Annotated in this window: 18 protein-coding genes; 5 read left to right on the top strand and 13 right to left on the bottom strand. The window is 46.5% G+C overall.

The window, feature by feature from the left end:
- Nucleotides 1-24: 24 nt before the first annotated feature.
- From AB4263_RS20945 to AB4263_RS20920, 6 genes are all read right to left on the bottom strand, one after another.
- Nucleotides 25-684: an HAD family hydrolase gene (locus AB4263_RS20945; RefSeq protein WP_372098832.1), complete on the bottom strand. Its 660-nt coding sequence runs from the start codon at nucleotides 682-684 to the stop codon at nucleotides 25-27.
- A gap of 1 nt (nucleotide 685) precedes the next feature.
- Nucleotides 686-1705 (bottom strand): ABC transporter ATP-binding protein, encoded by a 1020-nt coding sequence (locus AB4263_RS20940; RefSeq protein ID WP_017078395.1) that lies wholly within the window; start codon nucleotides 1703-1705, stop codon nucleotides 686-688.
- On the bottom strand, nucleotides 1705-2490 hold the full coding sequence (locus tag AB4263_RS20935; protein WP_004732591.1) for an ABC transporter permease: 786 nt from the start codon (nucleotides 2488-2490) through the stop codon (nucleotides 1705-1707). The genes AB4263_RS20940 and AB4263_RS20935 overlap by 1 nt, the downstream gene beginning before the upstream one ends.
- Nucleotides 2490-3383: an ABC transporter permease subunit gene (locus tag AB4263_RS20930; RefSeq protein WP_017067196.1), complete on the bottom strand. Its 894-nt coding sequence runs from the start codon at nucleotides 3381-3383 to the stop codon at nucleotides 2490-2492. Before AB4263_RS20930 ends, AB4263_RS20935 begins: the two co-directional genes overlap by 1 nt.
- Nucleotides 3380-4300 carry an alkaline phosphatase family protein gene (locus AB4263_RS20925; RefSeq protein WP_372098831.1) on the bottom strand — a complete coding sequence of 307 codons (921 nt, stop codon included), beginning with the start codon at nucleotides 4298-4300 and terminating at the stop codon, nucleotides 3380-3382. Before AB4263_RS20925 ends, AB4263_RS20930 begins: the two co-directional genes overlap by 4 nt.
- Nucleotides 4301-4361: 61 nt before the next feature.
- The gene (locus AB4263_RS20920) at nucleotides 4362-5465 is read right to left on the bottom strand and encodes an ABC transporter substrate-binding protein (RefSeq protein WP_372098830.1); all 1104 of its coding nucleotides are present in this window, start codon (nucleotides 5463-5465) and stop codon (nucleotides 4362-4364) included.
- A gap of 211 nt (nucleotides 5466-5676) precedes the next feature.
- Between AB4263_RS20920 and AB4263_RS20915 the strand changes: the two genes are divergently transcribed.
- Complete coding sequence (locus AB4263_RS20915) at nucleotides 5677-6405, top strand: UTRA domain-containing protein (protein WP_102320935.1); 729 nt, start codon at nucleotides 5677-5679, stop codon at nucleotides 6403-6405.
- A gap of 103 nt (nucleotides 6406-6508) precedes the next feature.
- Here AB4263_RS20915 and AB4263_RS20910 read toward each other — a convergent pair whose 3' ends face one another.
- The 4 genes from AB4263_RS20910 to AB4263_RS20895 all read right to left on the bottom strand — a co-directional run bounded on the left by AB4263_RS20910 (nucleotide 6509) and on the right by AB4263_RS20895 (nucleotide 9776).
- The gene (locus AB4263_RS20910) at nucleotides 6509-7363 is read right to left on the bottom strand and encodes an amino acid ABC transporter ATP-binding protein (RefSeq protein WP_017065130.1); all 855 of its coding nucleotides are present in this window, start codon (nucleotides 7361-7363) and stop codon (nucleotides 6509-6511) included.
- A complete protein-coding gene (locus AB4263_RS20905; protein ID WP_017071256.1) occupies nucleotides 7356-8021 on the bottom strand; it encodes an amino acid ABC transporter permease in 666 nt (221 codons plus the stop codon). Before AB4263_RS20905 ends, AB4263_RS20910 begins: the two co-directional genes overlap by 8 nt.
- A gap of 115 nt (nucleotides 8022-8136) precedes the next feature.
- Nucleotides 8137-8778, bottom strand: coding sequence for an amino acid ABC transporter permease (locus tag AB4263_RS20900; protein ID WP_017066356.1), 642 nt, complete (start codon nucleotides 8776-8778; stop codon nucleotides 8137-8139).
- A 131-nt stretch (nucleotides 8779-8909) separates the two neighbouring features.
- Nucleotides 8910-9776, bottom strand: a complete 867-nt coding sequence (locus AB4263_RS20895; RefSeq protein ID WP_065584482.1) for a transporter substrate-binding domain-containing protein — start codon at nucleotides 9774-9776, stop codon at nucleotides 8910-8912.
- A 237-nt stretch (nucleotides 9777-10013) separates the two neighbouring features.
- On the opposite strand from AB4263_RS20895, the gene AB4263_RS20890 reads away from it, so the two are divergent.
- Nucleotides 10014-11528, top strand: a complete 1515-nt coding sequence (locus AB4263_RS20890) for a PLP-dependent aminotransferase family protein (RefSeq protein WP_372083241.1) — start codon at nucleotides 10014-10016, stop codon at nucleotides 11526-11528.
- A 167-nt stretch (nucleotides 11529-11695) separates the two neighbouring features.
- On the opposite strand, the gene AB4263_RS20885 is transcribed toward AB4263_RS20890, so the two are convergent.
- Nucleotides 11696-13012 (bottom strand): aspartate aminotransferase family protein, encoded by a 1317-nt coding sequence (locus AB4263_RS20885; RefSeq protein WP_017065135.1) that lies wholly within the window; start codon nucleotides 13010-13012, stop codon nucleotides 11696-11698.
- A 362-nt stretch (nucleotides 13013-13374) separates the two neighbouring features.
- Here AB4263_RS20885 and AB4263_RS20880 point away from each other — a divergent pair, with 362 nt between their 5' ends.
- Together AB4263_RS20880 and AB4263_RS20875 are read left to right on the top strand one after the other, a co-directional pair.
- The gene (locus AB4263_RS20880) at nucleotides 13375-14070 is read left to right on the top strand and encodes a sulfite exporter TauE/SafE family protein (protein ID WP_017061223.1); all 696 of its coding nucleotides are present in this window, start codon (nucleotides 13375-13377) and stop codon (nucleotides 14068-14070) included.
- Between the two features lie 12 nt (nucleotides 14071-14082).
- Complete coding sequence (locus AB4263_RS20875; protein WP_017061222.1) at nucleotides 14083-14835, top strand: SDR family NAD(P)-dependent oxidoreductase; 753 nt, start codon at nucleotides 14083-14085, stop codon at nucleotides 14833-14835.
- A gap of 151 nt (nucleotides 14836-14986) precedes the next feature.
- Here the strand turns inward: AB4263_RS20875 and AB4263_RS20870 are convergent, their stop codons facing one another.
- Nucleotides 14987-17419 carry a response regulator gene (locus AB4263_RS20870; protein WP_372098829.1) on the bottom strand — a complete coding sequence of 811 codons (2433 nt, stop codon included), beginning with the start codon at nucleotides 17417-17419 and terminating at the stop codon, nucleotides 14987-14989.
- An 88-nt stretch (nucleotides 17420-17507) separates the two neighbouring features.
- On the opposite strand from AB4263_RS20870, the gene AB4263_RS20865 reads away from it, so the two are divergent.
- Complete coding sequence (locus AB4263_RS20865) at nucleotides 17508-18266, top strand: ABC transporter substrate-binding protein (RefSeq protein WP_136974558.1); 759 nt, start codon at nucleotides 17508-17510, stop codon at nucleotides 18264-18266.
- Between the two features lie 174 nt (nucleotides 18267-18440).
- On the opposite strand, the gene AB4263_RS20860 is transcribed toward AB4263_RS20865, so the two are convergent.
- Nucleotides 18441-19001, bottom strand: a complete 561-nt coding sequence (locus tag AB4263_RS20860; RefSeq protein WP_050643559.1) for an NADAR family protein — start codon at nucleotides 18999-19001, stop codon at nucleotides 18441-18443.
- Between the last annotated feature and the right edge of the window lie 94 nt (nucleotides 19002-19095).

The raw sequence follows: 19095 nt of genomic DNA, 5'->3' as shown, positions 1-19095 counted from the left end.
CCTAAATCGAATATAAGGTTCGCGTTAATCCCAGTTGAGAATCGACCAATTCGGTTGATCAGCCAGTGCTTTCAAACGCGGGCATGGGTTTACTAGGTAAGCAAAATCAGCGTGTTCACACAAAGGTAAGTCGTTGATTGAATCCGTATAAAAGTGAATGTCTGAGTAGTTAGTTTCTTGATTGTCTAACCACTCTTTCAAACGCGTCACTTTACCTTCTCGGTAACTTGGAACGCCTGATATTTGAGACGTGAAACGACCTTGGTTTTCAATCAAATCAATACCGAGTGCATTCTCGATACCAATCTTACGGCCGACCGCTTCTACTAAGAAAGTGACGCTGGCTGAGATGATCAACATGTCGATATCGTCACGCTCTAACTGCTCAATCAAAGGTTTCGACTGCTTGAACTGTTTAGGTAAAATATGCTGTTCAACACACTCTTCCACCAAGGCAGTCACTTGCTCTGTTGGCATATCGGCTAACGGCTGCATGGAAAACGTTAGGTAATCTTCCATGTTCAGTTTGCCTTCCGAATACAGTCCCATTAAGCGTTTATCTTCTTCAATAAAGTTGGGCGCAGTGGCAATGCCCTTTTCAACCAAGAACTCATTCCAAAGCATTGCTGCATCAGCATTGATCAGCGTTTCGTCCATATCAAATACATACAAAGGTTTGAACATATTAGGCTCTCACGGGTTGAATTTCGTTAAGGTTAAACAGGAGTTCAAGTTGACTGCCGTTTGCCAGCAGTCGTTCAGAGGAACGGTTTAATAAGTCGACCGTTAATTCACATTCATCGACATCCACTTGGTAGCGAATCACGTTACCCAAGAGCTGGTGGTTACGAATGGTGCCCGTTTTCGGCGCAGAGATATGTTCGCCATATTGTCGACCTTGCTCTTTCACGTAGATAGATTCAGGTCGAATCGCTACTTTCCACTCGGTTTCAATATTGAACAGCTGCTTGGCTTTGTTCGCCTGCACCAAATTGTAGTGGCCCATGAATCCAGCAACAAACTCATTGGCAGGTTGAGTGTAGATCTCTTCGGGTGTGCCTGCTTGTACGATCTCACCTTTGTTCATCAAGAAGATACGGTCAGACATGATCATCGCCTCTTCCTGATCATGAGTCACGAAGATCGTGGTCAGGTTCATCTCTTTTTGGATGTCTCGGATCTGTTGGCGTAGGTGTTTACGGATCTTCGCATCCAGCGCTGAAAGCGGTTCATCGAGCAATAGAATACGCGGCTTGACCACCAAGGCTCTTGCCAAGGCAACACGCTGACGCTGACCTCCCGAAAGCTGATGCGGGTAGAACTTCTCTTTGCCCGTTAAGTCCACCAGCCCAATCACTTTCGCGACTTCACGTTTAATCTCGTCAGCAGCAAGCTTTTTCATCTTAAGACCAAACGCAATGTTGCCTTCAACCGTCATGTTCGGGAACAGCGCATAAGATTGAAACACCATGCCGATGCCACGCTGTTGTGGCACTTGGTGAGTAATCTCTTCACCGTTGACCCAGATCTCGCCACCATCAACGGGATTCAGGCCTGCCAAGCTACGCAGGAGAGTCGACTTACCACAGCCACTCGGGCCAAGCAGAGTAATGAATTCGCCCTTCTCGATGGAAAATTCAATATCTTCAAACACCGTGTTGTCACCAAAGCTCTTGGTGAGGTTTTTTGCATTTACATAGCTCATTATTTTGTTCCCTGGCTGAAACGACTTGCCAACCAAGTCAGTAAGAAAATAAACAGGAAGTACGTCATCACAAGGGCTGACGTGAAGTGGCCGCTGGTTTGACGCATGTTGTATAGGTAGATTTGCAGTGTCTCGTAACGTGTACCCACCAAGATGTTGGCGAACACGAACTCGCCCAATAGGAACGAGAACGACAAGAACAATGACGCCATTAAGCCTTTCTTAAGGTTTGGCAGAATAATCAACAAGAACGCCTTGGTGGTACTTGCACCGAGCAGATGTGCTGCATCCATCAAGTCATGCAAGTTAATCGCTTCAAAGCTGTTGGCAATCGCGCGGTACATGAATGGCAGCGCGATGGTGAAGTAAGTACCAATCAAAATCCACGGCGTGCCTATCAGTGAGATTTCGCTGTCTGCATACAGCTGAAGCAAGCCGACTGACGACACTACTGGCGGCACCGCGAACGGCAATAAAATCAGGATATTCATCACCTTGTCGAGTTTCGGGAAATAGTAAAACACAACGAAAATCGCAGGCAGAACCAACACCACACTCAATGACAGCGCCGCCACACAGATAAACAGGGAACGACCAAAGGCTTGTAAGAAGCGAGGATCGGTCAGCAGGTTGATATACCAATCTAACGTGAAACCATCTGGCAGGATAGTGGCGCCCCATCGAGAAGAGATCGAGTAAATAAAAGTCGCTAAGATCGGGATCATCATGATGCCGACAATCGAATAGACAACCGTTTTATGAAAGCGAGTATTTACGGTATTCATTACTTTCTCTTCCCTGCGTAGCTTTTGCTGATCAGCCATTGGTTAATCACGGTGATGAAGGCCAGCATCGCCATCAGAATCACAGAAATTGCGGCGGCTAGGTTTGGTTCTAAGAACAAGTCGCCCGATACCAAGCTCGCGATTCGAATCGTAATCACGTTGTAGTTGCCCGAGGTCAAGGCATACACGCTCGCATAGGCGCCAATCGCATTGGCAATCAAGATGATGAAGGTGCCGAACAAAGCCGGAGATAACACAGGCAGCGCTATTTTGGTCCAGTATTGCCAAGTTTTCGCGCCAAGCAATGCAGAAGCGGCTTGCCAGTCGTCACTCAGAGCATCAAACGCTGGATAGAGCAACAACACCGCCAATGGGATCTGGAAGTAGATGTAAATCGCCAGCAAGCCCCACTTGCCGTAAAGGTCGAAATCACCCAGCAATCCATACTGCTTGAGCAACAAGGTAATCGCACCGTTGGTCCCAAGGATGATGATGAAAGCGAAAGACAACGGAACGCCAGAAAAATTACTGCTCATGTTGGTGAAAGCAATCACCGCATCGCGGATTTTAGAATCAACGCGGCGCAGTGAAGAAACGAGCAGAGTCGCAATCGCTAAGCCAACAATGCTCGACCAAATCGACAACCATAAACTGTTGCCAAAAGCCTGCATCATAAAGGCAGAATCGAACACTTCAGCGTAGTTTTCGAGAGAGAGTTCGTCGTCATAGAAGAAGCTGTTGATCAGCACCCAAACCATAGGTGCCAGTTGGAACAGATAGAAAAACAATGCGAAAGGCGCAAGCCACAAAGCGGGCTTGAAGCGTTGAAACAAAGATTTGGTTTTGGGTTTAAGCGCAGAGCCATCGCTCTGCGTGATTACAGAACTGCTCATAGGGCCAACAATTCCTGAGTGTAAGATTTATCGTGATCTAAGTTGAGTAGCTGACACACGCTGCCGCAGATGTCGGTCTGTTTCACTGCACAAGCTTGGTGTGTAAACTTATCGCCAATCACAAAGAAAGGCACTTCACGCTCTTCAGGCAGAATGCCACCATGAGACAGGTCATTGTTCATGCCATGGTCACTGGTGATGATCACTTGATAACCATTATTTACCCATTTCTCAAGGTAGTTCGATAGGTAGATATCCGCGCCACGAGCACTATTACGGTACTGGCGAGAATCCAGCCCATGCTTGTGTCCCATGTCGTCAATGTTCATTGGGTGAATCAGCAAGAAATCAGGCTGATGAGTCACGCGCAAGTGCTCTGCATCCAAGAACAAGGCTTCATCTGGGTAGTGATCCCAGTGGTAGAAACAACCGTGTTGGATGTTCATGGTTTCATCGTTGGTGAAACGGTCACGTACTGCATCAAATGGCGCTCGGTTATATAACTCGCTCACCCAATGATATGCCGCTGCAGCCGTCACTTTGTTCTGCGACTTCGCCAAGCTAAATACCGACTCGTGATTCGATAAACGCACGATTTGATTGTTGACGATGCCACTCTCGACAGGGCGAACCCCAGTTAAAATGCACTCATACAGTGGACGTGACATAGATGGCAGCTCACACTGCACAGGGTAAAGCGTGGCGCGCAGCTTGTTTTTTTGCGTGCTCTGCGAAGTGCTCCGTTTATTGTACGAATCGCCTTGGTTGCTGTACGAATCGCCCTGTTTTTCATGCATATCGCCCTGTTTTGTCTGCAAATCGCTTAGTTCTAGAAGACCGTTCAGGTAGCCCATGCAATCACGGGCTACCTGATAGTTCAGTCCATCTAGAACAACAAGGATAACCTTATTGCTCATGGTCTATTCTCTATTGCTTGTTTCTAAAAGCCACCTACTGAAGGTGGCGTGTTAAGCGGGGTTATTGCTGGTGAATCAATACGCTTTCTTGCCATTGACGTGGCAGGCGACGTGCTGATTTTTCCCATGCTGAGAAGTCAGTCACTGGGTGAACATTGCTGTATTGCTCGTTTGAGATCAGCTTGTCTTGAACTGATTGAGGTAGCGTAATGTTGCTACGGATTGGACGTGCGTAACCTTCTGCTAGGTTGATTTGGCCTTGGTCGCTGAAGATGTATTCACGAGCCAACTTCGCCGCGTTCGGGTTTTGTGCGTATTTATTAATGATGGTGGTGTAACCAGAAATCACTGAGCCATCTTGTGGAATGCTGACGGTAAAGCGCTCACGGTCGATCTTGTCGCGGTAGTTCAGTGCGTTGAAGTCCCACATGATTGCCACTTCCACTTCGCCTTTTTCAAGATTCGCGATGCTTGGGTCGGTGTAAGACAGACGGCCTTGCTTCGCTAATTCACCAAAGAATTTAATCGCTGGTTTTAGGTTCGACTCGTCACCGCCATTAGCAAATGCTGCCGCTAGAATCGCGTTGTTTGCTTGCGCGGCTACACCTACGTCACCGACTGTTACTTTGTAGTCGCCTTCTAGTAGGTCACTCCAAGTTTTCGGCGCATCTTCAACAAGGTTGTTGTTGGAAATGAAAGAGATGGTGCCAGTGTAAGCCAGAGCCCAATGACCATCTTTGTCTTTTGCCCAGTCTGGAATGTCATTCCAAGTGGTTGGTTTGTATGGCTGAGTGACGTTTTTCTTCACGGCCACACGTGCGAATGCGAACCCCACATCACCAATATCAGCGGTTGCGTTTTTCTTCTCTGCTTCAAATTTCGAGATCTCCTGAGCCGAGCTCATATCGGTATCCTGATGCTTCAAACCGTAGTTTGCTTTCAGGTCAGTCCATGTGCCTTTCCAGTTTGCCCAACTGTCTGGCATACCCACACTGTAAACAGCACCCTCTTTTTGAGCGGCTTCAATCAGTGACTCAAGATCAGTATCCTTCGCCATCGCTGGCATTGAAAGTGTTGCCGTTATTAGCGTTGCGCCGATTAATTTTGCAGGTGAACCGATTAATTTAGCTGGCGATACAGTAGAACGGCTAAGCAAAGTTTTCATTGTCTCTATCCTTCTGGACTAGGTCAGTAAGTTCGTTTTGTATGCTATAGCCGGAATGTGACGGTTTGCCGTAAGTTATTTGACAGTTCGAGTGCATTTACGTGGCAGTTATATTTCACTCATATGACAATAAGCCATTGTTTACTGTCACATTCCTGTTAACTCCATGGTTTACCTTATTAAGCACACGAACTTATGGACTAGATCAGTAATGAGAACATTGGGCACCGGGCAGTCAGGGACACAGTTAGGAAGAATTAAGGCGAGTATTCGAGAGCAGCTTCAATCAGGTATCTTCATTGAAGGGCAAAAACTGCCATCAGAAAGAAACCTTAGCGAACTGTTTTCCACCACACGAATCACGCTCAAAGATGCGTTGGTGTCTCTGGAAACCGAAGGTTTGATATACCGAGAAGAGCGCCGTGGCTGGTATGTGTCACCCGAACGTGTTCGCTATAACCCATTGTCACGTTCTCACTTTCATCAAATGATCCGCGAACAACACCGCATAGCAGAAACCAGACTGCTCAGCACCCGTACAGAGATGGCGACAGGCGATTACGCCAAAGCATTAGAGATAGAGCAGATAACGCCAATACACGTGATTGAGCGATTACGCTTTATTGATGGCAGAGCGGTGCTGTTTGTTGAAAACGTCTTAAAAGCGCCGTTGTTTGAGAAGGTGTTGTCAGAAAACCTCACCATGTCGCTGACAGGCATCTACCGAGAAAAATACGGCTACGAGACCAAACGATCGCGCTTTGATGTGATACCCACCTCTGCCCCTGCGCATGTCGCCAAGGCATTAAATTTGGCTGAGGGTCAACCGGTGCTGAAGATCTGCCGTGTGAACTACAAGCAAGATGGCGAGTTGATGGACTGCGAACTGGAATACTGGCGACCAGACTCAGTAGTGATCCACATTGATAGCATTGGCTAGTACCACATCCTCTTAATGCGGTAGCAACACAAATACAAAAACTCCGACTGATTCAGTCGGAGTTTTTTAACAATCAAACATTAAGGTGCGCGAATCATCTAGCTCATGAATCAAGCTTGAGGAACTTCCTTACCCTTGTTGAATCTGGGTTAGTGAAGAACTTCTCAGGGTTGGATTTCTCAATCAAGATGCCCTTCTCAAGGAATACCACCTGATCCGACACCTGACGCGCGAATTCCATCTCATGAGTCACCACCACCATGGTGTAACCCTCTTGCGATAGCTTCTTCATTACCAGTAACACCTCTTCGACCAATTCAGGGTCGAGCGCGGAGGTTGGCTCATCAAACAGCAATACATCCGGTTCCATCGCGAGAGCTCTGGCAATCGCGACACGTTGCTTTTGCCCACCCGATAACATGCTTGGGTAACTCTCTAGTTTGTGTGACATCCCAACCTTGTCGAGTTGCTTACGAGCCATCTCCTCGGCGTCTGATTTCGCTATCTTCTTAACATGAACCAGCGCTTCCATGACGTTTTGCAACACGGTGAGATGCGGCCATAAGTTGAAGCTTTGGAAAACCATTCCAAGACGCTCTCGAAGTTTCGCCAACTCTTTGTATTTGAGTGGCTTACCCGTTTCAGAGTTGATACCAATACGCTCATCACCCATAAAAATCGTGCCGCGCTCTGGCTGCTCTAACCAGTTCATGCAACGCAGTAGCGTCGATTTCCCCGAACCTGACGAGCCGAGAATACTCACCACATCGCCTTTGTTGATGTTGAGGTTGATGTCTCGCAGTACTTCGATGCCATCAAACTGTTTCGACAGGTTTTCAACCTTGATGATCGTCTCTCGTTCTTCCAATAGTGGCTCGCACTCAATCACTTCCAAATTCACGCCCAAAGAAGGGTTAATCGGTGCTTCCGTTTCAATAATCTCTGATTGTTTAAGCATGGCTAAGTCCTCTAAGTTCAACTTTGGTTTGGATTCGTTTGGTGATGCTTTCAAGTGCAATACTCACAACCCAGTAGAGCGCGATAGCAATGATGAACGCATTCAATGGGATGAAGTAGGTCGATTGAATGCTGTTGGCGGCCGCGGTAATTTCTGCGACGGTGATGATGCTAAGAAACGCAGTGTCTTTTAAGCAGATGATGAGTTGGTTAGTGATCAGAGGAACCGACTTACACAACACGTTGGGTGTGATGACTCGTGTGAAGGTTTTGAGTTTAGAAAAGCCATAAGCGTGCGCCGCTTCGATGTAACCAGGCTCTAACCCCTTACGAACACCTCGGAAAATCTCACAGAAATACGTACCATGATAGAGGCTGAGTGCGATGATTCCCGCAGTCACTGCATCTAGTCGAATGCCAACCTGAGGCAAACCGTAATAGAGCAGGTACGCTAAAATCAGAAACGGTAAGGTGCGCATCATGCCTATCAAACTGTTGATGGTGTACTTAACACCGAGTCTCGAGTTTTCGAGACAGTACAACAAACCAATGCCTATGACGAAACTCAAGATTGAAGACGAAACAAAAAGATAAAACGTGGTCACAAAACCAGAAGCAAACAGCTCTTTTTGTTGCCAGATAATATTCCATTCTTCCATATTTACTCCTTAAATTTACCCACTCAATGACGCTTCACAAGCAGGTAAATGGTGTAGCTGACCAAGTAGTGATGACGGCCAAACTGTTGCTGCTACTGTAAACAGATGTATGCACTTATTGCTGCAGATAAGTGGCTCGGTTTTCAGCCACAGCTTGCAACTTCACCAACACGCCAATAATCAACATGTAAATGGCACCGGCACATAGAATCGGCCCAAGTGGTTCATAGGTAACCGCAGAGATTCGATTGGTGACACGAGTTAGGTCGACGATGCCGATCACCGCAATCGCTGGGCTGCCTTTGATTAAGAACGACATCTCATTGACTAGCGCTGGTAGGCTCATGATCACCATTTGCGGGAACATGATGCGGCGAAAATAAGTGATACGTCTCATACCAATGGCTTCTGCCGCTTCCATTTGTCCTTTTGAAAAGTTAAGAAAGGCATTGCGCCAAATCTCTGCATTGAATGCCGATGTATTGAGTGTGAGAGCTAAAATAGCAGAAACGTGTTTATCTAAATTGATGCCAAATGACGGAAAAGAAAGGAAAATAAACAGAGCCAGTGTCACCAAAGGCGTTGCTCGTGCCCAGCTGACATAGATACCCAACATTTGATCCACAAACGGGATTTTCATCATTCTAACTAAGGCAATCATTAGGCCGATGACGACACCTAATACAATCGATACTGCCGATATCCATGCCGTTGCCCACGCGCCCTGTAGTAACTGTTCCCAAGCGTAATAATCCATAAACGACCTCTTTGATCAGCGACTTCTTTCGATAGATTGTGCGCCAAAGACTCATGGGTTAAACCGCTTTGAACCCATTGGCATGGACACAAACAGCCGCTAACTGTTTGTGTCGGCGCATGCTTATTCATCTATTGAACGGCTGTTAGCTTGTGATACTGCTCAACCGAAGTGATGGCTTCTGAAGGGAGTTGGTCGAACGATTCACCGAACCACTTCTTCTGCAACTCTGCCATTTTTCCTGTTTGCTCAAGGTGTAGGAAGAATTCCGTTAGGTAAGCCAAAAGCTCAGGATTATCTTTAGGAACTGGCCAGCTAACGAAACCTGGGCCAGAGACTGCTTCGCCTTTTTTGAATACCTTTGACTTCGACTTCACTACCTCGTTAACTGAAACCACACTGTTGATCACATAGTCTATTCGGCCGATTGCCAAGTCGGAATACGCTTCTGGGTAGGATTGATACTGCACCACTTTACCCAAAGATTTGCCTTGTGCTTCGAGCATCACTTCGAGCTCTGGAAGCCTTTCTAGCAAAGCACTGCCCGCTTGTAAGCCCACTGTTTTTCCATCTAAATCGGCTACCGTATTAATATCTTCCGCGTCAGCTCTGGTTAAGAAGTAATGCTGCGCTGAAGCGATAGGTGGAGTGAAATCAAAGGCCTTCAAGCGAGCATCGGTAATGATCGCGCCAGTTAACGCCACATCATATTGACCCGCAGATACCGAAGCGAGTAGTCCTGTCCAAGGTAAGATCTCTTGTTCGATATCGAACTTCGAATATTCACGTAACTCATCAAGCAAATCTTTGTTAATCCCCGCAGGCTTACCGCGGTCGATATAGTTGAATGGAGAGTAGTTGTCTTCTGTCGCCACTTTCATGAAGCCTTGCTTTTCGATGGCTGCAAGCTCCGATGCTTGTGCGACTCCAAAACAACCCAGTACAACTGTCGCTGCCGCTGTTGAAACCCATGCCTTCATCGTCATTCCCTGTTTCATACGCTTTCCTTATCGAGATTATTTGCCTGCCTTTACTTTATGAACGGAATGCATCGGAGACGTAGAGCCAATTTAATTTTCAGGTTGGGACAGAACGATTTTCTAGTTTGGGACAACGTAATTTTCGGGGTTGAGAGAGCAAAACACACTCTTAAAACATCAATATGAACTCTGGCGCATTTCTTGCTCTTTTATACAAATTGGACTGAGGTTCACTGAGAATAAGGACTGTATCTCATGGCGATAAATCACAATTGTTTCATCGAGTTTGATTCCAAAAGAAGCCTGCAAGAACAAGTACGTAGCTATTTGGTGACGGCGATATTGAATGGTATTTTTCCGGCTGAACAAGCGCTTCCGTCTTGTCGTAAGCTGTCTAGCCAATTGGGTGTTTCACGCAATACTGTCTCCTTGGTGTACGACAGTTTGCTCGACGATGGCTACCTCATCAGTAAGCCTCGCAGTGGTTATTACCTTTCAGAAAAGTATGAAAACCCGAGTGATACTATCGACGCGAGTTTGGATCATTTTGAATCAGCCGACAGCGACAATGCACCGGATTGGAGCAAACGCGTTAAGCTGCAATTGGGCCAATACCCACGCATCGTCAAACCCTCGCATTGGAGTTGTTACCAATACCCATTTATTTTTGGCCAACCCTCTATCAATGACTTCCCATTAGCTCAATGGCGAGAAGCGACAAGAAAGGTCACCTCAGACCCACATGATCACCGCTGGCTTTGCGACAAGGTCGATAAAGACGTCGACATGCTGGTCGAACAGATACGCACAAGGGTGCTCCCACAGCGCGGTATTCATGCCCAAAGTGATGAGATCCTCATAACCTTAGGTTCGCAGAATGCGCTGTATTTGATTTCGACTTTGCTCATGAACCATCAGAGTCGAGTCGGAGTCGAGAACCCCGGCTACAAAGAAGCGAATCACATCTTCAATCTCTCTGGCGCGCAGTTACACCCGCATCAAGTGGATGAACAAGGATTGAGATTCAATGAGCACTCTTCACTGTGTGATCACTTCTATGTCACGCCTAGCCATCAAGCTCCAACCGGCGTCACCATGAGTGATGAGCGTCGAACTCAGTTACTTGAAATGGCCAAAGCCAATGACGCGGTAATTATCGAAGATGACTATGACGCCGAGTGCAACGTGGAGTGGAATCCTAAACCCGCGCTAAAAGCCAATGACAAGGAAGGGAGAGTCATCTACGTCAGCAGCTTCTCTAAGCTACTGGCACCCGGCTTGAGGTTAGGCTACATCGTGGCACCTGAAGAGTTAATCTACGACCTTAGAATACTGCGTCGCTTGATGTACCGACATGCGCCAAGCCGTGTTCAGATGGAAGTAGCGCACTTTATTGAACAAGGCTACTACGACAGCTTTGTGAGGCGCTTTAGAGAAAACACTCGCCAGCGCTGGAAGCTGATCAACGATGCTGTCTTGAAGTACTTACCTGACTGCAAGCGACTGGCTCAAAGCGAGCAGGCCAACTCTCTGTGGCTACAAACGCCCAGCCACATCAATAGCCAGCGTTTAGCTTCACGAGCCGCCCAAAAGGGCATATTGATTGAGACAGGCTATTCACACTTTATGACGAATACCGAAACGGAATCGGGTTGTGAAGCATTGTCAGAATATGACCCCAATTCCTATTTTCGATTGGGCTTTCACGCCATCGACAAAGATCTGATCGCACCCGGTATCAAAGAGCTGTCTGAGGCGATGAAGATCTAGCATCACTTAAGAGCGGTTTGAGCAAAGTGATTTAGTGAATAAACGTAAAAAGAGCATCAATCGATGCTCTTTTGTCGTTTCTGAAGGTTAGGTTTGGCACGTTGAAAAGAACGGGGAATTCTTTGTCAAAGTGCCTTGGTTGCTGTGCTGGCTATCTTATTGAAGAATTAAGAAGCGAGTTCAAACAACACTTCATCAATGATCTTAACGCCTTTCTTTATCTCGCTTGGCTGAATAACCAAAGGTGGCGCAACGTGAATGCGGTTGTTCACAATGAAGGTCAACAGGCCTCGCTTGGTCAATTGTGCTTTCAATTGCCCCATTTTTTCATTGCTTAAAGGCGTCTTGCTTTCACGATCTTCCACCAGCTCTACAGCCCAGAACATCCCTTTGCCGCGCACATCACCAATCATAGGGTGCAACTCTTGAAGGCTCAGTAGAAGCGGCCCTAAAACGCTGTTACCGACGTTATCAGCGTGTGTGACAATGCCCTCTTGCTCCATCACATCGAGCGTTGCAACGATAGAAGCCATCGCCAAAGGGTGACCAGAGTACGTTAAGCCGCCCATAAAGAAGTTTGACTTAAAGTACTCAACGATCGGTTCGCTGACCACCACGCCACCAGCCGGCACATAACCCGAGTTCACCCCTTTCGCGAAAGTAATCAGATCCGGCACTACATTAAAGTGCTCAAACGCAAACCACTTACCCGTGCGGCCAAAGCCGACCATGACTTCATCGAATATCAACTGAATGCCATGTTTGGTTGCCAGCTCACGCACGCCGATAAGGTAATCTTTAGGCGGAATGAGAAAACCAGCCGTTCCCGGAATCGTCTCTAGGATAATCGCCGCAATCGCCGTTGGTCCTTCGCATTCAATCACTCGCTCTAAATGCTGCAGGGCACGCTCACTCTCTTCTGCCTCAGTCGCCGCGTTGAATTCGCTTCGATAGAGAAATGGATTGAAGAAGTGAACGTGCCCACGGCTATACTCGTTTGGAATTCGACGAAAATCCCCCGTCGCAGCAATAGCAGTACCTGTATTGCCATGGTAAGAACGGTAAGCAGATAGCACCTTGTCGCGCCCTGTGAATTGTCGCGCCATGCGAATCGCATTTTCGTTGGCATCTGCCCCTGCATTGGTAAAGAACACCTTCTTAAACGAGCTTGGCGCTTTCGACAAGATACGCTTAGCCGCCAAACCACGAGTGAGGTTGGCGGTCGCAGGGGCAACGGTCACTAATGAATCAGCCTGATCTTTAATCGCTTTGATCACTTGTGGATGCTGATGACCAATGTTGGTGTTAACCAGTTGGCTACTAAAATCAAGGTATTCTTTACCTTCGTAGTCCCACATTTTGCATCCTTGCCCACCCGCAATGGCGATAGGCTCCGCAGCTTCTTGAATCGACCAAGAATGAAATACGCTCTTGTCGAGGTCGATAATATCTTGGTTCACAAGCTGTTCTGTTGATACTTCCATTTCATCGTCTCCATTAACAACACTAGATTCACAGCCGCTCGTGCTTGGCTCGTCTTCGAGAATGAAAGACACAAAACACGACATTGAAAAGGCTGCGCTATCGGATGGAATAATCTTCATCCCAAACAGGGCGGAGGTCATAGTGTCAGTTTCAACAAAACATTGGGCCAGTACATCAGCCCAAGTCTCATCCCCGATCCAACAAACTGCCTGACCCAATCCAATCGTCGATCTGGCTCTATTCAAAACTCTTAGGTGTGAATAGATTGAAAGGCAGACGAGACAGGTCTCATCGAACGCTAATTAACGCAGCAGCAATATCAAAAGCAAAGAGGTGAGCAAGAGTGGAATTAGGATTAGCGATGACATTGATTCTGTTTGCAGGAGTAGTTCGAGGCTATTCAGGATTTGGGTTTGCGATTATCGTAGCGCTTTCCCTCAGCTTTATTGTTCCACCATTGCAAGCGGTAACCATCGCTATCTTGTTGGACTTTTTAAGTGCCTTTCCTCTGCTCAAGCGAAGTAAAACCACCATCAATATCCGGCTTATTGCGCCGCTGTGTATTGGCATGTTGGTTGCGGTGCCTTTCTCGCTGTATTTCATTAGCACGATATCGGAATCAGGCTTGAAGGCCTTTATCGCGATGATGTCTTTGGTCGCTGGCACGCTGATTATTTTGGACTTACGCCTCACTTGGTTGCACCAACGACACGCGTTTTGGGCGGGAGCCATTTCGGGGTTTAGCATGACCACCGCTTCTTCAGGAGGTCCGCCATTAGTGACGTATTTGATGAACCTGACCATTAAAACCAGTGAACAGAGAGCCACCGCGATTGTGTTTTTTCTGCTGAGTTCAGCGATTTCACTGATCGGCTTCATATGGATTGGCGCATTTAACCAAGAATCGTTCATCACAGGTTTATGGCTATTACCGGCAGCTTTGATTGGCAATGTACTGGGGCAAAAACTGTATCTATCAGTACCGAACTTATCTGCAAAAACAACGACCGCGCCGATTTTGATCGGCATGGCACTACTTATGTTAATTTCAAATTAGAAGGATGTATTTATGGATAAGATAGCGTTCATTACAGGGGCAACCTCTGGTTTCGGCAAAGCGGCAGCAAAACGTTTCGCAGAAGATAACTGGTCGTTAGTGCTGTCTGGTCGTCGAATCGAAAGGCTACTCGACCTAAAGGAAGAATTAACGGTGCCTGTGCATGTAATTCAACTCGACGTTCGAGACGCAGACGCCGTAAAACAAGCCATTGATTCATTACCCGCTGAATTTTCATCGATTACCGCATTGGTCAATAATGCTGGGTTAGCTTTGGCACCAGAAGGCGCGCCTGATGTGGACTTGAAAGACTGGCACACTATGATCGATACCAATGTCACAGGCTTGGTTAATGTTACTCATGCGCTGTTGCCTACGTTAATTAAAAAAGGCGCAGGAAGCTCAATCATCAATGTTGGGTCAATCGCCGGACAGTGGCCTTACCCAGGAAGCCATGTGTATGGTGCCAGCAAAGCGTTCGTAAAGCAGTTCAGTTACAACCTACGTTGTGACTTACAAGGCACAGGGGTACGAGTGACTGACCTCTCCCCTGGTATTGCAGAAACGGAATTTACTCTTGTAAGAACTAAAGGTAACCAGACGGCTTCAGACAACCTTTACCAAGGCACTACACCGTTGTCAGCAGAGGATATTGCCGAGCAGATGTTTTATATCGCAACCTTGCCAGATCACATCAACATTAACCGAGTCGAAGTGATGCCGACACGTCAAGCATGGTCTGCGTTCGCAATCGATAGAGATTAAGTTCAAACCGACACATACAAAAAAGGTGGTCTTTTCAGGCCACCTTTATCATTTCTTTCACACGATACTTCAAATATAACCAACGGCATAAAAGACTATGTCTAATTCGCCTCATTACTCTTTTAATGAAAGTAAGATTAGAGATACTCAACTAAACAATTTGCTGCTCATGTTCTTTGTTTGATTCCGTCTCTTTCGACAAGAAACTCGCTACGATCTCTCTCAGTTTGCCTTGGTTAACCGGTTTAGGTAAAAACTCATCCATGCCTACATCGAAGCACAAATGCTTGTCTCGCTGCACGACGTTGGCCGTCAGCGCAATGATTGGAATATGCTTTGCAGCCCCTTCTTCGAGCGCTCGGATCTGCTTGGTCGCTTCGAAGCCATCGAGAACCGGCATCTGACAATCCATAAAAATCATCTCGTATTCGTTGACTTTGAATTTCTCGACACCAATTTCACCGTTGTCGGCAATATCAACCTCAAAGCCAAGCTTCTTGAGCATCATCTTGGCGACTTGTTGGTTTACTCGCGAGTCTTCAACAACTAAAACTGTACCACTAAATTCTCCGGCAACTGCGACAGGTTTTGACTCTGCTTGAATTGGAGCTTGTTTATCGGCTGGTGTGGCGTTTACAGAGACAATGGGAGCATCTTTAACAACCGCTGCAGGTTTACTTAACGGCACAGGTTCATTGTCTTTAAACGCAACCTCTCCTCTGTTCGGATAGGTAAAGACTGAAGTATCAGCCGCTCTCGCGAGTACCTCACTGATGGTCCATTTAAGCTGATTATCTTGGTAAGGACGCGCAATGTAGGCAACAAAACCGACTTGTTTAGCACGAGCTTCATCTTGCTTTCTAGGGTCAGCAGAGATCATCACTAACTTGGGACACTCGCTACCAAAGCGTTCAACTAAGCTTCTCGCCAGTTGAAAGCCATCAACGGACGGCATTACTTTGTCTATCAGAACGAGATCATAAGGTGATGACTTAGCCACAGACTCTGAAACCAACTCTAACGCTTGATTTGCCGTTTCACAGCACTCAGACTTAACGCCAAAGGATTGAAGCTGTGTAGACGTTATACACATGTTCAGCTGGCTATCATCCACAAGCAGAACCGAAACCTTATTGAAATCGATATTGCTTTCATCGGCTTCTAAACACGGGTCAAAGTCAGCCGTAAAATAGAAGGTACTGCCTTTACCTTCAACACTGGTGAGTTCAAGCTTGCTGCCCATCAATGTCACTATCTTCTCGCATATTGTTAGACCAAGCCCTGTGCCTCCATAAATACGTGTGGTACTGCCGTCGGCTTGTTGAAACTTATCGAACACCGATTTCTGTTTGTCTTCTGCAATACCGATACCGCTGTCGACAACCTCGAACCTCACTCTGAGTTTTTGCTCAGGCTCAACCACCTCTTCCAAACGAAGCGAGAGCGTGACGTGGCCATGCTCGGTAAATTTAATCGCGTTGCCTACTAAGTTATTTAGGACTTGTCTTAGTTGTGTACCGTCGCCAATCACCATGGTTGGGATCTTAGGGTCGATCGCTAATTGGAATCGAAGCCCTTTCTGCTCCGCTTTCACTCGGAAGGTTGATTCAACGTCGGCCGCAATGCCCATCATTTTCATCGGCTCTTGCTGAAGCTCTAGTCGCCCCGCTTCGATCTTCGAGTAATCGAGAATGTCATTGATTAAGTCGAGCAAAGTAAGCGAAGAGGTGTTGAGCATGTTGATGTACTCTTTTTGCTCTTTCGGCATATCCATTTCAGAGAGCAAAGACGACAACCCGATAATCCCATTCATTGGGGTACGGATTTCGTGACTCATATTGGCAAGGAATTCACTTTTATTACGGTTGGCCACCTCAGCAACATCTTTAGCTTTTTCCAGCTCTTGATATTGTTGACGAATACGTTCTACCGATCGGTTATAGCTACTCTCTAGAGTCGATATCTCATCTTTGTAAGTAGAGTGAGTTGGCGTTATAAAGCGCGGTTTGTTGTCTTCGACCTGTTGTTGGTTGATTTGGGAAGACATAGTCATCAAACGTTTTACGACAAGACGATAGACGATGGTTAAACATACGAGAGACAACAAGAAGATTTTAACGGCTTCGAAGGCGAGCAACAATAACACTCGTTCTTCAAAGTCATCTAGGATCATGCTCAAGTCTGATTGCACCGTGAGCGTCGCCAACGGGAAGTCTGTGCCGCCCATCTGGTGCACCATTTCCCAAGACTGAGAATAAGATTGGCCTTCGGTCTTTTGACCTAACTCTAGAATTTTTTCATCGGGACTTTCGATAAGAAGGTAACTGACCGAAGGGAGGCGAGAGATGCCTTCGGCTTGCACAAACAATTGCTCTCGATCTTCAACCCACAAACTTGCCGTTAAACCAGAAAGGTAGCCAGCCTTGACCTGCTCGATCTGAGAGCTGATAAAAGAAACTCGACTTTGGTACTCTACATACAACCCGAGACCTGTCACTATAACTGTGAATAAGGTACTGATCGCTATTATCATCCCGATCAACTGTCGGGAGAGTCCAACGTAGCGTTTTCCTTTTGTCACCATACACAAATTACCATTATTGTTATCCTAGCAAACTACAATTACTCAACTAGTATAATAGTAGTCATTCATCAAATAACTAGGGAAGGTTATGAAAAAACATCTTATCGTTGCATCCATAGTCAGTTTGTTTTCAAGCAGTTATGCTTCTGCAAGCGAACCTCTTCACTACTACATTATTGCGAGCCAAGCGCAACCTTTTCAAATCGAAACTGACGGGTCATCTCACAGAGGAATTGTTTCAGATATTGTGGAAGCCGTGTTTGATGACAGCCAATATGAGATCAACTACCACACCTACCCTTTTAATCGAATGATCGACAAGCTCGATGCGAGAGAGAATCCAAACTGGGTTACCTATGGCAGCCCTAGTTGGGGGAATATTCAATCTGCGAACCTATCTGAAGACCCGATTTACAATGTAAAACACGTATTACTCAGCAGCGGTAAAAAGCCATTTGAGTTCAATACAATCGATGATCTCGATGGGAAAGCCGTGGTATTGCTGAAAGGATTTGAGTATCCGAACTTGGAACCTTATATCCAACAGGGCAAGCTCAACGAGATTCGAGTAAAAGATTACACTGCTGCGTTTCGTGTCCTGAACCGAGCACCTGGCGACACCGTGTTTGTGGAAATGGAATCACGAATCAAATACAACCTAAACGAGCAAAAACTGAGTATTGATGATTACCAGATGCATGAGTTTGGTTCTGTCATCAATAACTACCCTATCCATTTGGCGTTTGACCCTGAGATGGATCCTAAGCTGCAAAGCTTCATCAACCAACGCCTAGACCAAATGAAAGACGATGGACAGCTTGACGACATCGTACAGAGTTACTTATAGCACCAGCGTAACGTAGAACTTATCAACGCATAGCTTAGTCACGTACGTTAACTCTCGTTGATGCCTGACTCTCTAAAACCGAAAAGGCCGCCCTGCTTCATACTAGATAGCAGGGCGGCCTTTTAAATGCGTCTAAGGAGTAATGATAAGCATGCCGCTATCTGAATCGACGAATCAGTGCGAAGCAATTAAATGCAGTTGCTGAGTGCGAAGCTGGTGACGCACTGCCATCAGAATCTTACCCAAATGGTTCTCGCCGGTTCCATCGCCGCCATCGCCCCAGAAGTGGTCTTTGTGCGAATGTTCTTTGATCACCGAATCTCCGGTATTGGTAAGAAACAGCGCAAACTGTGGATTCTGTCTGAACTTCTCGGTGACGATGAACTGCATCACTTCAACACGAATGTCATACCAATCTTCGCGAACTTGGTCTTCGTAGTCACGACTTAAAGAGAACGCTTCAGCAGGTGTACTGGCTTCCAAAATGGTATTACGTAGCGCTTCGGAGGCAAACTTCATCGCTTGATAATAATGTTCGCTGGTTGCCCAAACTTGATCACCTACCTTGATAGGACAAGCGGCAAAATTTGACAGGTATCCGTTCGGATCTTCGGGTTCGTAAAACAGCACTTCTTTAGCTTGAGCCACAGAATTAGACATAGCCTTCTCCTTACCAACGACATCGCATATTTTTGCTTTAACTTTAAAATTAGTGGCGTTGAATATGACTGTCAAACAACTTAGCTCAAGAGTATGCCATGTGCGTGTTTTTCATCTGAAAAGCGTAATATCACAAGGGATAGGCTAAACGGAACAGTGAGCCAAAGAA

Source organism: Vibrio sp. 10N.261.55.C5 (assembly GCF_041470505.1).
GTDB classification, from domain to species: domain Bacteria; phylum Pseudomonadota; class Gammaproteobacteria; order Enterobacterales; family Vibrionaceae; genus Vibrio; species Vibrio crassostreae_C.
Note: the sequence above shows the minus strand (reverse complement) of the source record. Positions and strands in the feature narration are given on the sequence as shown.